Raw genomic sequence first — 15142 nt, 5'->3', positions numbered from 1 at the left:
AAAAGAAGCGGGTAGCAAGCCTACCCGCTTCTTAATAATTACCGCTGTTAGTTTTAACTGCAATAGCAATACCTCTTCAGACCAAATCTAAGTTGTAGAAAACAAAAACTTTGCTATTATTGCGCGGTATTTCAGCACTAGGCTAACAATACGCTTGCACTGCACATTTAGGCAGTTTCATCTAACCTCTATCCGGCATTCCGGAAACTTAATGAGAATAAAAAATGATGTCAGCAGATACCTTGGTTGAGAGCCTCGTCGATCCTGTTGTGACTGCGGCCGAAGCGGCCGCTATTGTACCCAGTGCCATCAGTTTAATTCCGCCAGTTGTTGTACTGGCGATCGCTATTTGGTTGAAACGGCCAATATTGGCGTTAGTAGCAGGCGCTATTGCTGGCCTATTATTACTTTCACCTAGCGGCGCGTTAGATAACTTTGCTGAAACCTCGTTGCGCGTAATGCAAGACGAAACCATCGGCTGGTTAATTTTAGTTTGTGGTGGCTTCGGTGCTGTTATTGCCCTACTTGTGCATACCGGTGGTGCTTTTGCCTTTGGCCGTGTAGCTCAGCGTGTAGCAACCGGCCGTAAATCATCATTAATGATGACCTGTTTTCTTGGTGTGGTTATTTTTGTCGACGACTACCTAAATGCGCTAACCGTGGGCGAAACCATGAAGCGTATTACCGATAAGTACAAAGTATCGCGCGAAATGCTGGCCTATGTAGTTGACTCTACCGCTGCCCCTATTTGTGTGCTTATTCCTATTTCTACTTGGGCGGTATTTTTTGGTGGCTTGCTGGTGTCAAACGGCGTAGCACCCGTGGGTGACACTACCGGCATTGCCACCTATATATCGGCTATACCTTATATGCTGTATGCCTGGTTAGCCATGATCATGGTTATTTTGGTTATCCTAGGTGTAGTGCCTTTAGTCGGCCCGATGAAAAAAGCTGAATTAGCCGCACAAAATGCCACGCTAGCACCACAAGATGCGCCTAATTCGTCCACTGCAGCACAAGATACGCATTCTGCCGACGATTTTGCTGTGCAATCCTTTGATCAAGAGTTTGAGCAAGCCGATCGTAAAGGCGGCAAGCTGTATAACTTCTTATTACCGATGATCATGCTAGTGGGTTTTACCGTGTGGTTCGACATCGACGTGTGGAAAGGTTTACTGGTTACGTTATTGCTAACCTTGCCGTTGTATATGGTACAGCGGTTAATGACCATTTCTGAAATGATGGATGTGATGATCCACGGCTTTAAAACCATGCTACCGGCCATTTGTACCGTTATTGCTGCGTTTATCTTTAAAGACGTTTGCGATCAACTTGGCTTACCGCAGTTTATTATTGATAACCTAGCACCTTATATGAGCGCGCAATTACTGCCAGCCTTGGTGTTTTTGTCAATGGCGATACTAGCTTTTGCTACCGGTTCATCTTGGGGTATTTTTGCTGTATCTATCCCCATTGTTATGCCGTTAGCCTTTGCTGTAGAAGCGAATATACCGCTGGTAATAGGCGCACTACTGTCTGCTAGTTCATTCGGTAGTCAGGCCTGTTTTTACAGTGACTCTACCGTATTAGCGGCCCAGGGTTCAGGATGTAATTTAATGAGCCATGCGTTAACGCAGTTTCCTTATGCGTTTGCCGCAGCGGTAATTGCCTTCTTCGGCTTCTTGGCATTAGCCTAAAACTATACCATCATAAAAAGGCGCGCTATGCGCCTTTTTTGTTTCTGACAAAACTACGCTAAGCTGTTACCTTATATAGCATTATTATGTAGCAGCTACAGCGGAGTGTTTATGCTGACCTTACTCGCTAAAGTTTTAAAAGTGCTCAACTCACAAGCCTCACCGTGGCAAATTGGTTTTGCCATCGCATTAGGGCTATTTGCCGGTATTTTGCCGTTTGGCCTACTTACCTTAATTATAATATTAGTGGTTTGTCTACTAACGATTAACTTAACTACATTTATTGTTACCTGGGGTTTAAGCAGCGGCTTAATGTTGTTATTTGCCTCGCCGTTAGAGCGCCTTACTTGGCAATACGCGCAAAATGATGGGCTACTCAACTTCCTGGCCAATACTGAAAGCCTGCAATTACTGCACTTACACCACACACTAACCTTAGGTGCCTTTGTGCTTGGTGTCGTGTTATTGCTGCCTGTGGCGTGGCTAGGTAAAACACTGGTACAACAATATCGTAGCCATATTATGACCAGCGTTGAGAAATGGAAACTTACCCAGATGCTTAAAGCCAGTAAGCTATTTGCACTGTACGAAAAACTGAATTAAGGAGCGCCGCATGATCCGTAAATCCGGCTGGTTAGTGTTTATTGTTTTTATCGCCGCGTTACTAGCATTAGTGTATGTTTTTGCTGGCCCCGCCATTCGTCTTGGTATGATTTACAGCTTAGAAAAAGCCGTAGGTGCCGAAGTCAATATTGATAAGGTAGCGCTAGAGCTAGCGCCGTTAGCCATTAGAATAAACCATTTACAAATTACCGATGCCGCCAACCCCAGCCATAACAGTTTAAGCTTTGGCCATGCCCACGCAGCGCTAGAAGTATGGCCAGCGCTACTTGGTTATTATGTGGTGAACGATCTTAGCGTTGACGGCCTAGAATACGGCGCTGAGCGAAAAAACTTTGGTAAGGTATACCGCATACCGGGTGAAGATGGCGAAAAGGTCGATATTGCCAAGCTACTACAAGTAGACTTACCCGATGCTAATGAACTCATTGCCCGTGCCAACTTGCAAACGCCAGCCAAAGCCGAAGCGTTAAAACAACTGGCCACAGCGGAGCAACAGCAGTTAAAAGCGCTAAAAGATAACCTGCCAACTAAAGAGCATTTAGCGCAGTATCAAACCGAGATAAAAGCCTTAACTGAAAGCAAAATTAGTAACGCTGCCGATTTAGCAACTAAAGCTGGGCAATTACAACAGTTAAAAGATCAGTTAAAAGCAGAGCAAGACAAACTAGCCAGTGCCAAACAGCAACTTGAACAGAGTAAAACAGCCCTAAGCCAAGCGGTTGACGAATTAAAAGCAGCCAGCAAAGCTGACTACGCTAAAGTACAGCAATTAGCCAACATAAAAGAGGGTGGCCTTGCTGGTATTAGCCAAATTTTGTTAGGTGATGTTTGGGGCGAACGTATTGCGCAATTAGAAAGTTTATACCTACTGGTTAAACCTTATATACCAGAGCAGCTTAATTTGCCCTCTGGCGAGGCGACTGAACCAGAGCCGGTATTACCTAACCGGATATTACCGTTACCCCACGCGCCCTATCCCGACTTTTGGATCAAAAGCGCGAAGGTTAATTGGCTAATTGGCGGTGGCCAAGCCACTATTGCGCTACAAGATATTACCGCGCAGCATGCACTAATTAATGCCGCAACTAAGTTTTCACTTGACGTAAAACAACTACCGCAGCTAGCCGCGTTTAAATTAGATGGCGACTTTGCCATTTTGCAAAAAATGGTTACTAACGTTAACTGGCAACTAGATGGTTTAAATTTACAACCGATGCACTTAGGCAAGGGTGACAACGCATTAGATTTAGCTACCGGTTTAATTAACTCAAGCGGTAAATTAAACCTAACCAACAACCAAATTGCCCAACAAGCTAGCGTAATTTTAAAAGCAGCCGACTTTAGCAGCAGCGGTAATAAGTACCTGCAACAGCTAACAGGCTTGCTAAATCAGCAGCAACAAATTCCACTTAATATTGCCACCACTGGGCTGATTAGCCAGCCAGAGATAAGCATTCGCTCGTCGTTAGATCAGCTGTTAGGTGACGCCTTATTGGGTGAAGCCAAACAAAAAATTGCCGCCTATCAAAGCGAGCTGCAAACTAAGTTAAATAGCCAATTACAAACTGGCTTAGCCGGCCAGCAAGATTGGGCTGCATTGCTAACACAGCAAGATAGCGATTTAAGTGAGGTAAGCAGCCGCATTGAAGAAATGCTCAGCGCCAAGCTAGCTGACGCCAAAGATCAGGTTAAAGACCGACTAAAAGATAAGTTGATGAAAAAGTCTGACGATAACTAAAATTAGGCTGCATAACAGAAAAAACCGCTAAATTAGCGGTTTTTTTAATTTAGAAATACAGTGAAATAATAACTAGGCTTCGTCGCCGTCTTCGTCATCATCTTCATATTCTTCGTCGTCTTCATCACCCTCAAAATAGGTGCCCCAGCCGTCGTACTCTACTTTATTTTTATGCGCTAAAGCTTCTAGCTTGATGGCATCGGCAATTATGCTAGCCGCGTCTAACGGTTGCTCACGTATAGCATCAAATACCCAAGCACTATCACCATCTTCAAATTCAACTTCTTCAGCGTCAGTAACTTCATAACCGAGTTTAAATAATTCGACCGCCAGCTTTTCCAGCTTAGCAAAATCTTTATCATAAAAATGGTGCTCTATGGTATACAGCGCATCTGGATCGCTACCATCTTCCAATAAAGCAGCAATAGTATCGTTAGTAAATTCTTGCCAGTTTTCCATAAAATTACTCTTTAGCTTTAATATTATCGGCAGTGTAATCGTTGCCAAGCTCGGCATCAAGCTGTTGAATTTGGCTTTGCATTTGCTGGTGAATATTTTGCGCAAACTCACGAATATTTTGCTGTTCGCGCAAGAAGGTTTGTGGTGGCAGTATTTGCACAATAACTTTACCATTATTCCAGCGGTTTAATTTAATTTTACCGTGGGTGCTGCTCATACATACTGGCACTACTGGCACGTTGGCTTCTAGCGCAATATGAAAGGCACCCATTTTAAAGGGTAATAAGCCACGGCCATAACTGCGGGTGCCTTCAGGGAACATCCACACTGAAATATTATCGCGGCCAATGCGCTCGGCCGCGCCTAGCATAGTGCCTAGCGCACGGTTTTTATTTTGCCGGTCAATCAAAATATTACCACTTAGCCAATATAGCTGACCAAAAAACGGAATAAATTTTAGGCTTTTTTTACCAATAGTTACCGTGCGTGGTTCAACAGCGCCGCTAATGGTAAATAGGTCGAGATTATTTTGGTGATTAGCAATAAACACACAAGGCTGACCAATAAACTCGCCGTTATGACGGCGCACTTCTATTTCAAGGCCAAAAATCCACGATACCTTACCGTACCACTTAGAAAATATGGCGACGTTATTAGGGTGAAATGGCCGAACCAAACAAATTAATAACCCAGCAATGGTGCTAAAAATAAAAAACAATACTAATAAAATTAATCGTACGACCGCTATCACCAAACTCTCCAATTTACCGCTTTACTCGCTAAGACACTGAGGTTTTTTTTAAAAAAAAGTATTAATAATGGCTTAAGAGAAACTACGTTACTTTAAGCCAACCGTTGTAGCCCCAGATGGGCGAAAACCAGTCCCCACGGATGGGTTTACCACATGTTGGTGTAAGTAATGCGGTAGCGCATTTGCGCTACTTTAAACCTGTGCATTATTATACTGAGTTTATTCTGTGTCGCTAGGTTGATCGTTGTTCGTTTCAGCTTGCTGATTAACAATAACATCATCTATGCGTTGTAAACCACGCGGTAGTTTATTACCTCGGCGGCCACGTTCGCCATGATAATGCGCCAAATCGTCAGCTTTTAGCCCTAGTTTACGTTTACCCGCCACCAACGTTACGCTGCCTGTTACTGGCACTATAGCTAACTGCGTAACAAATTCCTCTCGGCTAGCGGCACGCGCTGAGGGTATCGACATCAGCTTGTTACCCTTACCTTTGCTTAACTTAGGTAAATCGGCCACCGGAAACACCAGCATGCGGCCTTCGTTAGAAATACATAAAACTAAGTCAGTATCAGGCTGTTTAACCACCATCGGCGCCAGCACTTTAGCGCCTACCGGTAAGCTTAATAGTGCTTTACCAGCTTTATTGCGGCTTAATAAATCGCTGTATTCAGCGACAAAGCCATAGCCTGCATCGCTGGCGAGCAATAGCGCCTGTTTTTCATCGCCTAATAATACGTGCTCAAAACTCTCGCCAGCAACTACAGCAAAACGACCACTTAGCGGCTCGCCTTGGCCACGCGCTGAGGGTAACTCGTGTGCTTCGGTAGCAAAACTGCGACCTGACGAGTCAATAAATACCGCAAGTTGGTTAGAACGGCCACTAGCCATGGCTTTATAGGCATCACCGGCTTTATAACTTAGTGCGTTACCATCCACATCATGGCCTTTGGCACAGCGCACCCAGCCTTTTTCGGATAACACTATTGTTACCGGCTCGCTAGGTAATAGCTCTTTTTCACTTAAGGCTTTGGCTTCACCACGCACCACAATTGGGCTTCTGCGCTCATCGCCGTATTTTTCTGCGTCGGCCATTAGCTCGTCACGAATAAGTTTGGTTAGCTTTTTCTCTGAGCCTAAAATGCCTTGAAGCTTGTCTCGCTCTTTGGCTAGCGCATCTTGCTCGCCACGAATTTTCATTTCTTCTAGCTTAGCTAAATGGCGTAGCTTTAGCTCTAAAATAGATTCGGCTTGGCGCTCGGTAACACCAAAAAAAGCAATTAACTCGGCTTTGGGTTCATCAAAGGTGCGAATAATACGGATCACGTCGTCAATATTTAAAAAGGCAATTAATAAACCTTCTAACACATGCAAACGGTCTAATACTTTATCTAAACGAAACTGCAAACGACGACGCACTATGTCGCGACGAAACACTAACCATTCGCTAAGTATTTCTAATAGGTTTTTAACCCGTGGTCGATTGTCTAAACCGAGAATATTAATATTAACCCGATAGCTGCGTTCTAAGTCAGTAGTGGCAAATAAGTGCTGCATTAATTGCTCAATATCAATGCGGTTTGAACGCGGCACTATAACAATACGTGTGGGGTTTTCGTGATCAGACTCGTCGCGTAAATCGCTAACCATTGGCAGTTTTTTTGCCTGCATTTGGCCAGCAATTTGTTCTAATATTTTTGCCCCAGACGTTTGATGCGGTAGCGCGGTAATAACAATGTCGCCGTCTTCTTGCTGATAAAGAGCGCGCATTTTTACGCTACCACGGCCAGTTTCATAAATAGCCGCTAGCTCGTGTGCTGGGCTAATAATTTCGGCATCGGTGGGGTAATCCGGCCCTTTTACAAACTGCATTAAATCGCTAACGCTGCTTTGCGGGTTATCAAGTAGTGCCGCACAGGCATAGGCAACTTCGCGGGCGTTATGTGGCGGAATATCCGTCGCCATACCCACAGCAATACCAGTAATGCCGTTAAGCATAATATGCGGTAACCGCGCCGGCAGTACTTTGGGCTCTTCTAAGGTACCGTCAAAATTAGGTAGCCAATCGGTAGTGCCTGCGCCAAGTTCAGATAATAGCACCTCGGCAAAACGCGATAATTTAGCCTCGGTATAACGCATAGCGGCAAACGATTTTGGATCATCCGGCGCACCCCAGTTACCTTGCCCGTCAACCAGCGGATAACGATAAGAAAACGGCTGCGCCATTAATACCATAGCTTCGTAACAGGCGAAGTCACCATGCGGGTGAAACTTACCGAGCACGTCACCGACAGTACGGGCAGATTTTTTAAATTTAGCCAGATGCGATAAGCCCAATTCAGACATCGCATAAATAATGCGCCGTTGCACCGGTTTTAAACCATCACCAATATGCGGCAAGGCACGGTCCATAATGACGTACATGGAATAGTTTAAGTAAGCTTCTTCAGTAAAACGACGCAGCGGTAACTGCTCTACGCCATCATATGAGATTACGGTTTCTGTCATAACTTATCCTGTCTGTCCGGGTGCATTGTCGCTAATGGCCGTATTTTTTGTTTTGCTAATGCGTATTTGCCACAGTAATAACAGCATTAATATTACGCAGCTACAACTTAAAATGGCTAACCAGATTAGTTGCAACTGACTACTGCGCTCTACTTGTGTTAATTGTTTGGCTTGTTGTTCATTTTCTTGTTGTAGCAAGCGTTTTTTTTCGAGCTGATGTTCAATATCAAACTCGGTTTTAAGCTGCTGTAATGCTAAGTCACTTTCATGGTTTTGTACGCTTTTAACTACGCTGATATAGGGTATTAGCTGCTGATAGGCCTGTTGATATTCGCCTTGTTGTGCCAGTAGCTCCGCTTTTAGATACCACACGTTAAGCCGTGCTGGGCTATCTTCAGCCACACCCTCTGCGGTCATATTTTGCTCTGCCAGCATAACTTGCTGCAATGCCAACGAGGTTTGCTTTAATGTGTTTAAAATTAACGCTTTCTCATAATGATGTGTAAAAACATGGGCGGTTGATTGCTGTAAGGCTAAATACTGCTCAGCTTTATCAACATAAGCTAACGCCGCCTCGCTGCTACCCATATTGCTACTGGTAATAGCTAGGCCTAAGTACGCATGGTATAAATTTACGCTATCGTTTATCTGCAAACATTTTTGGAGCATTTTATTATATGTGTTTAGCGCTTGTTGATGCTGGCCCTGATAACCATAAGTACGGGCCAAATTAAATAGTACAGTTATTTGTTTGGCATGCCAGCCTAGCTGTTCAAATAGCTCTAGGCCTTTATTTAGTAAGTCTATCGCTTCGTTATCGTAAGCGAGTGACGCATACAGCAGCCCAAGCTCAGCATTCACTTCAGCCAATAACGGAACATCATTTAACCGCTGCGCTTGCTGATAAGTGGCTTGTAACAGCGCTAGCGCGCGTTGCTCTTGGTTTTGATTATTAAACGTGGCCGCTAAATTCACTTGCCCATACAACACTTGAACTTCGTCATCTAATAAGGTGGCTAGGCTAATACCTTGCTGATAATACTGCTGCGCAGCTTGATAATTAGTTTGCATTTCAAAAGCGAAACCAAGCTGATACCACAGCTGCACTTTAAGCACGGATTGCTGATCACCAAGTATCTTTAGCCCTTGTTCCGCCGCTTGCTGCTGATCTTGATGCCGCGCTAACACATTAAATAACTCGGCTTGTTGATAATACCAATTTGCTTGCTGTTGTAGTGGCAAGTTAGCAATATCGGCCTGATGCTGTTGCAATAGCGCCAGCATAGCTTCAGGCTGCTGACGCTTTTGCGCCGCTACCTGCGCTAACCAAGCAGGTAATTCAGACGAGTTCGCCGCTGCGGGGCTTAACCACAGAGCATAGCTGAGCACTAGCACAGAAAAATACTTAATCACGGCATTAGCACCCTAAATTCACTATTATTACACCGTAATTGCGGCTTTATCGCCTTTTTGTTCTAGCCATTCGCGCCGATCAGTAGCGCGTTTTTTCGCTAGCAGCATGTCCATAATTTCCATCGTTTGCGCCACATCATCTATAGTTAGCTGCACTAAACGTCGGGTATTAGGATCCATCGTAGTTTCACGTAGTTGTAATGGGTTCATTTCACCCAAGCCTTTAAAGCGCTGTACGTTTACTTTACCGCGTTTTTTCTCGGCTTCAATTCGGTCGATAATGCCGTTTTTCTCGCTTTCATCCAGTGCGTAATACACCTCTTTACCAATATCAATCCGGTACAATGGCGGCATGGCGACATAAACGTGCCCGGCTTCAACTAGGCTGCGAAAATGGCGCATAAACAGCGCGCATAATAAGGTAGCTATATGCAAACCGTCAGAGTCGGCATCGGCTAAAATACAGACTTTACCGTAACGCAGCGTGGTTAAATCGGCGCTATCTGGGTCAATACCAATGGCGACAGAAATATCGTGCACTTCTTGTGAGGCCAGAATTTGCCCTGAATCTACCTCCCAGGTATTGAGTATTTTTCCGCGCAGCGGCATAACCGCTTGAAATTGCCGGTCACGTGCTTGTTTAGCACTGCCACCTGCCGAGTCACCTTCGACTAAAAACAGTTCTGTTTGATTAAGATCTTGCATTGAACAGTCGGCTAATTTGCCGGGTAACGCTGGGCCCGAGGTGATTTTTTTGCGAATAACTTTTTTCGCTGCTTTAAGCCGTTTAGTTGCATTATTAATACAAAAATCAGCCAGCGTTTCGGCAATATCGGTATGTTCGTTTAACCACAAGCTAAAGGCATCTTTTACTGTGCCGGAAACAAAGGCTGCAGACTGACGTGACGACAAACGCTCTTTAGTTTGCCCAGCAAACTGCGGGTCTTGCATTTTTAACGACAGGATATACGCGCAGCGATCCCAAATGTCTTCCGCCGACAATTTAATGCCGCGTGGTAGTAAATTTCTAAATTCACAAAATTCGCGTAGTGCATCTAACAAGCCTTGGCGTAAACCATTAACATGCGTACCACCTTGCGCGGTGGGTATCAGGTTAACATAGCTTTCCGTTACTAACTCGCCGCCTTCAGGTAGCCATAACAGCGCCCATTCTACTGTTTCAGTAACCGCGCTATAGCTGCCAACAAACGGCTGTTCAGGTAAGCAAATATAGTCTTTTACCGACTCGGCCAAATAATCTTTAATACCTGCCTGATAGCACCATTGGTATTGCTGTTGGTTTATTTTGTCATCAAAGCTAACCGTTAAACCTGGGCATAATACGGCTTTGGCTTTTAATACATGCAATAAGCGGCTGACAGAAAATTTTGGTGAGTCAAAATAAGACGCGGTAGGCCAAAACCGCACGCGGGTGCCGGTGTTACGTTTACCTACAGCGCCGGTAATACTTAACTCAGACACTTTTTGTCCGTGTTCAAACGCCATTTCGTAAATATTGCCATCGCGACGTATGGTAACGTCTACTCGATTAGACAAGGCGTTAACGACCGATATGCCCACACCATGCAAACCACCAGAGAACTGATAGCTTTTGTTGGAAAACTTACCACCAGCATGCAAGCGACAAAAAATAAGCTCAACGCCACTTACACCCTCTTCTGGGTGAATATCTACCGGCATACCACGGCCGTTATCAATAACTTCGAGCGACTGATCGTCATGCAAAATAACCTGTACCGTATCAGCATGGCCGGCTAAGGCTTCATCCACGCTGTTATCAATAACCTCTTGACCCATATGGTTAGGCCTTGTGGTATCGGTATACATTCCGGGGCGTCGCTGCACGGGTTCAAGCCCGGTCAGCACTTCAATCGAATCGGCATTATACTGTTGTGATGTCATAGTCTCGGTCACTGGCGGATAGGATTAAGCGCGTTTTACGCAAGTTGGCAAAAGTGGGCAATAGCGTCTAGCTCTGCGGCATAGCCGACATAGCTGTGATCGCCCCCTTCAGTCAGTTTTATCTGTGCGCCTTTATAGTAATCTAGCGCAAGTCGGTAATTTAACACTTCATCACCGCTTTGCAACAGCACCAAATAATTCTCTGGCTGGTGCAGCTGTAATGGCATTATTTGTTGTAACACCTGCATATGTTCAGCCGTAACATCAAAATGCTGCTGTAACACCGGATGATAATAGCGGCCAAGATGCTGACTTAGCACCTGATGCGGCATAACGGCAGGGTTAATTAAACAAGCACGACACTGTATTTGCTCGGCAATACAGGTTGCTAAAAAGCCGCCTAACGAACTGCCAATTAAGGCTACGTCACGTCGATTACCTATATTCTGCTGAATTAATGCCAAGGCTGCAGCCGGATCATAAGGGTAATCTAAGGCAGTAAATTCAATGTGTGGATAATGTTTAGCAAAATACTCAGCGGTTAATCTGGCTTTATCTGAACCAGAAGAGCTACCAAAACCATGTAAATACACTACTTTGTTATTCATTAATCGATCTTTTCAGTTAAAGCTAAGCGGCGAAATTGCCAGTTTACGCTGGCATCAGCGTTAAATGTCCAGTCACACCACTGCGGCCCGTTATCAACGGTTTGCCAATCAGAAGTAGGTAAAAACTGCACCGAACTGGCCGGACAGCCTACCACATTTACCCCTTGCACGTATTGCTGATGCGCATAATGGGCATGACCATGTGCAATACCGCGAATACGCGGTTCGGCGTTGATTAACTGCCAAAGCTCGGCTTGCTGTTGTTGGCCGTGTTTATCTATAAATTGGTTAAGCGGTATTGGGTGATGATGACAAAATAACCACAGCGCGTTAGCCGCACTGCGCTGACATTGACTAGCTAACCAGTGCTGCTGTGTCACGCCAAACACACCGGCTGGGGTGTCGCCTTTGGTATTAAGCAGCAATAATTGCCAACCAGCCAGTTGCACACTGCGTTCAGGCCGAAATGGCGCGTGCTGGCATAACCACTCTAGCTCGGCAATATCGTCATGATTACCTGGCAGGCAAAATACTGGGCAGTTCAGCGGCGCCATGATGTCGCTTAGTAACTGATACGACGCACGGCTATGGTCTTGAGTAACATCACCGGTTAGCAATACGGCATCGGGCTGTTCAATCATAAGCTGTGCTACAATAGCGGCAAGATGTTGCGCCGGCTGCACCTGTTTATAAAAATCCTGCGCCGTGGCCATTAAATGGCAATCAGTAATTTGCGCTAGTCGATACTGGGCTTTAGTTGCGAAAACATACTGCATTAACCGAACGCCAACTCGCGATTAATATAACCCTGCTGCGCACAAAGCTTTAGCCAGTCGCGCAGCAACAAGTTTATTTGTCGTTTTTCATCGGGTAATAGCATATCAACATTAGGATAGTCATAACGGGCTTTAAACTGACTAATCTGCTGACACGCTAACACTTCAGCTAACTTGGCATCATGATACAAGCGCACGACAAAATGCGGGCGAAAAAACTGCTGCTGATTATCGACTAGTTCAATTTGCAATGTGGTAGTAAAGCGCGCTACGTCAGTAACGCTAATACGGTATTGATGCTGCTCAGACACCTGAATAAGCGTTGACTGGCCATCTTCAGCATCATTTGCCAAATAGCGGTTTAGCTGAGCATAATTACGTTCGCACAGTGCCAAAAAATCGGGTAATTTTGGTACATACTTCTGGCGCTTAAACCACACTTCCTGCTCCCCAACTACGTTTTACTTTAGCTACATTTAACGCTAACCATTGTAAGGCAATAACTGTCGCTGCATTATCTATTTTTTGCTCTGCCAATAGTTGTATGGCATCGGCAAGTGACACCAAATGCACTTTAATATCTTCATGCTCTTCAGCCAAACCAAAAATTCCTTGCTGTACCGGTTGTGTTAAACGGCCTAAATACAGTTGAATACGCTCGGTAGTGCCACCGGGGCTGGATAGGTAGCTAAGCATAGGCCATAGCTCAGTAATTGTTAGCCCGGCTTCCTCTTCTGCCTCGCGTGCCGCCACCTGCTCGGCACTTTCACCCGCTTCAACCATACCGGCAATCGCTTCTAACAACCATGGGCTGGCGCTAGTGGCTGCGGCGCCAATGCGAAACTGCTCAATTAACACTAATTCATCAGTTTGTGGATTATATGGCAGCACCACCACCGCATGGCCTCGCTCAAACACCTCACGCTGCATTGGCGTGCTCCAGCCGCCATTAAATAATTTATGTCGCAAGGTATAGCGCTCTAAGCGAAAGAAACCCTGAAAAACAGTGCTTTTGTCGATAATTTCCAGATCTTGCTGGCCAAATGAGGGATACTGGGCAAAGTTGAATTTAGACATAACGGCACTCACATTCTGTTACACTATTGCGCATAACTTTACGGTTTAAAGATTACGTAGTTTACTGTAACAGAGTATTATTTGTGCAGTTTCCTTTTATATGGCCAGGATTGGTAGAAATGAAAAAAACCTTATTAAGCACCCTATTAATTTCTTCGTTTGGCTTGTTCAGCCAGCAAGCTTTTGCCGCAGATTTACAAGATATTTATCAGTTGGCAGTGCAAAAAGATCCTCAACTACTAAAAGCGGTTGCTACTCGTAATGCATCGCGTGAAGCAATTGATATTAGTAAAGCCAGCTTACTGCCGCAAGTAAATTTAACTGGCAGTTACAACCGTCGCTGGGCGGATAACACTACCTTTATCAATGATAATCTAGCTATTGTCGATAGCGAGTCTAAAGGCTGGGGAGCAGAAATAGCACTGCAGCAATCATTGTTTGACTGGAATAACTGGAAAAACCTAGATACCGCTGAGAAACGCGCATTACAAAGTCAAACTAACTTAGACGCCACCTCACAAGCGTTAATAGTTCGGGTAGCACAAGCCTATTTTAACGTACTGAAAGCCGGTGATGACCTAGGTTTTGCTGAAGCAGAAAAGCGCTCAATTGAGCGCCAGCTAGAACAAACTAAGCAGCGCTTTGCTGTAGGCTTAACGGCGATTACTGACGTGCATGAAGCTCAAGCCCAGTTTGATAGCGCCGTCGCGCGTGAAATCACCTCACAAAACGCACTAGAAACGGCGCGTGAAGCATTGCGCGAAATTACTGGCCAATACCACGCCGAGCTTGCAACACTAAATACCGACAAATTTTCTACTCAAGCACCCTCTCCTGCCTCTGCTGATGAATGGGTGAAACTAGCCGAAGAAAAGAACTTAAGCCTTAAAGCGAATAAACTAGCATTAGAAATTGCCGACAATGCTATAGATATTGCCAGTGCTGGCCATTACCCAACACTAAGCCTTAACGGCGCACTAGGTACTAATGATAATGAATCTAAAAATACTATTGCTGGTGTTACTAGCACCTCTAACTTGCCTAGGCTTGATAGTAAATCGGTAGGTATTAACTTACGCGTACCTATATATAGTGGTGGTGCAACAACGGCGCAAACTGAAGTCGCCCGTGCTAATTATGTTGCCGCTAGCCAAGATTTAGAGATGAGTTACCGTACCGCAGTACGCCAAGTACGTAGCTCATTTAATGACATTAACGCGAACATCGCGACTATTCGCGCATTAGAGCAAGCGGTTATTTCTGCAGAAAGCGCGTTAAATGCTACGGAAGCAGGTTTTGAAGTGGGTACACGTACCATAGTAGACGTATTGCTAAGTACGCGTAACTTGTTTGAAGCACGCCGTAATTTATCAGGCGCTCGTTACAATTACGTTATTGCCATACTGGCATTAAAGCAAGCTGCAGGTAACTTGTCTGAGCAAGACTTACAAAGCATTAATCAGGCACTTACCAGTTAACCTAAGTTTAGGTTCACCGCGCCAGCGGTGAACCTGTTAACTCTTTTCACTGTTCCCGCCGGTATTTTTCGTTACAATAGTACATATTTT

At 44.9% G+C, this 15142-nt stretch carries 13 protein-coding genes; 4 read left to right on the top strand and 9 right to left on the bottom strand.

What is annotated here, in order from left to right; genetic code table 11:
* The first annotated feature begins 224 nt into the window (after positions 1 to 224).
* From E0Z06_RS02005 to E0Z06_RS01995, 3 genes are all read left to right on the top strand, one after another.
* A complete protein-coding gene (locus E0Z06_RS02005) occupies positions 225 to 1697 on the top strand; it encodes a Na+/H+ antiporter NhaC family protein (RefSeq protein WP_132581434.1) in 1473 nt (490 codons plus the stop codon).
* A 111-nt stretch (positions 1698 to 1808) separates the two neighbouring features.
* A complete protein-coding gene (locus E0Z06_RS02000; protein ID WP_132581432.1) occupies positions 1809 to 2300 on the top strand; it encodes a TIGR03546 family protein in 492 nt (163 codons plus the stop codon).
* Positions 2301 to 2310: 10 nt separating this feature from the next.
* Positions 2311 to 4059: a TIGR03545 family protein gene (locus tag E0Z06_RS01995; RefSeq protein ID WP_132581430.1), complete on the top strand. Its 1749-nt coding sequence runs from the start codon at positions 2311 to 2313 to the stop codon at positions 4057 to 4059.
* Positions 4060 to 4131: 72 nt separating this feature from the next.
* Here the strand turns inward: E0Z06_RS01995 and rraB are convergent, their stop codons facing one another.
* The 9 genes from rraB to nudF form a co-directional block, all read right to left on the bottom strand.
* Positions 4132 to 4518 (bottom strand): ribonuclease E inhibitor RraB, encoded by a 387-nt coding sequence (gene rraB, locus E0Z06_RS01990; RefSeq protein ID WP_132581428.1) that lies wholly within the window; start codon positions 4516 to 4518, stop codon positions 4132 to 4134.
* A gap of 4 nt (positions 4519 to 4522) precedes the next feature.
* Complete coding sequence (locus E0Z06_RS01985; RefSeq protein ID WP_132581426.1) at positions 4523 to 5269, bottom strand: 1-acylglycerol-3-phosphate O-acyltransferase; 747 nt, start codon at positions 5267 to 5269, stop codon at positions 4523 to 4525.
* Positions 5270 to 5488: 219 nt separating this feature from the next.
* Complete coding sequence (gene parC, locus E0Z06_RS01980) at positions 5489 to 7777, bottom strand: DNA topoisomerase IV subunit A (RefSeq protein ID WP_132581424.1); 2289 nt, start codon at positions 7775 to 7777, stop codon at positions 5489 to 5491.
* 3 nt (positions 7778 to 7780) lie between these two features.
* The gene (locus tag E0Z06_RS01975) at positions 7781 to 9190 is read right to left on the bottom strand and encodes a tetratricopeptide repeat protein (RefSeq protein ID WP_132581422.1); all 1410 of its coding nucleotides are present in this window, start codon (positions 9188 to 9190) and stop codon (positions 7781 to 7783) included.
* Between the two features lie 27 nt (positions 9191 to 9217).
* Positions 9218 to 11113, bottom strand: a complete 1896-nt coding sequence (gene parE, locus E0Z06_RS01970) for a DNA topoisomerase IV subunit B (protein ID WP_132581420.1) — start codon at positions 11111 to 11113, stop codon at positions 9218 to 9220.
* A gap of 35 nt (positions 11114 to 11148) precedes the next feature.
* Entirely contained in the window at positions 11149 to 11721 is a 573-nt protein-coding gene (locus E0Z06_RS01965; protein WP_132581418.1) for a YqiA/YcfP family alpha/beta fold hydrolase, read from the bottom strand.
* Entirely contained in the window at positions 11721 to 12497 is a 777-nt protein-coding gene (locus tag E0Z06_RS01960; RefSeq protein ID WP_132581416.1) for a metallophosphoesterase, read from the bottom strand. Before E0Z06_RS01960 ends, E0Z06_RS01965 begins: the two co-directional genes overlap by 1 nt.
* Positions 12497 to 12937: a DUF1249 domain-containing protein gene (locus tag E0Z06_RS01955; protein WP_207903124.1), complete on the bottom strand. Its 441-nt coding sequence runs from the start codon at positions 12935 to 12937 to the stop codon at positions 12497 to 12499. The genes E0Z06_RS01960 and E0Z06_RS01955 overlap by 1 nt, the downstream gene beginning before the upstream one ends.
* Entirely contained in the window at positions 12927 to 13574 is a 648-nt protein-coding gene (nudF, locus tag E0Z06_RS01950; protein ID WP_132581414.1) for an ADP-ribose diphosphatase, read from the bottom strand. Before nudF ends, E0Z06_RS01955 begins: the two co-directional genes overlap by 11 nt.
* Positions 13575 to 13693: 119 nt before the next feature.
* Between nudF and tolC the strand changes: the two genes are divergently transcribed.
* Entirely contained in the window at positions 13694 to 15052 is a 1359-nt protein-coding gene (gene tolC / locus E0Z06_RS01945; RefSeq protein WP_132581412.1) for an outer membrane channel protein TolC, read from the top strand.
* Positions 15053 to 15142: the final 90 nt, after the last annotated feature.

It is taken from the genome of Rheinheimera sp. D18, from assembly GCF_004345025.1.
Classification (GTDB): Bacteria; Pseudomonadota; Gammaproteobacteria; order Enterobacterales; family Alteromonadaceae; genus Alishewanella; species Alishewanella metallidurans.
This window is presented reverse-complemented; position numbering and strand designations above follow the sequence as displayed.

Bases quoted from the DNA above. Each gene is read 5' to 3' on its own strand.
- E0Z06_RS02005 (WP_132581434.1), top strand. From the start codon at position 225: ATGATGTCAGCAGATACCTTGGTTGAGAGCCTCGTCGATCCTGTTGTG.
- E0Z06_RS02000 (WP_132581432.1), top strand. From the start codon at position 1,809: ATGCTGACCTTACTCGCTAAAGTTTTAAAAGTGCTCAACTCACAAGCC.
- E0Z06_RS01995 (WP_132581430.1), top strand. From the start codon at position 2,311: ATGATCCGTAAATCCGGCTGGTTAGTGTTTATTGTTTTTATCGCCGCG.
- rraB (WP_132581428.1), bottom strand. From the start codon at position 4,518: ATGGAAAACTGGCAAGAATTTACTAACGATACTATTGCTGCTTTATTG.
- parC (WP_132581424.1), bottom strand. From the start codon at position 7,777: ATGACAGAAACCGTAATCTCATATGATGGCGTAGAGCAGTTACCGCTG.
- parE (WP_132581420.1), bottom strand. From the start codon at position 11,113: ATGACATCACAACAGTATAATGCCGATTCGATTGAAGTGCTGACCGGG.
- E0Z06_RS01965 (WP_132581418.1), bottom strand. From the start codon at position 11,721: ATGAATAACAAAGTAGTGTATTTACATGGTTTTGGTAGCTCTTCTGGT.
- E0Z06_RS01960 (WP_132581416.1), bottom strand. From the start codon at position 12,497: ATGCAGTATGTTTTCGCAACTAAAGCCCAGTATCGACTAGCGCAAATT.
- nudF (WP_132581414.1), bottom strand. From the start codon at position 13,574: ATGTCTAAATTCAACTTTGCCCAGTATCCCTCATTTGGCCAGCAAGAT.
- tolC (WP_132581412.1), top strand. From the start codon at position 13,694: ATGAAAAAAACCTTATTAAGCACCCTATTAATTTCTTCGTTTGGCTTG.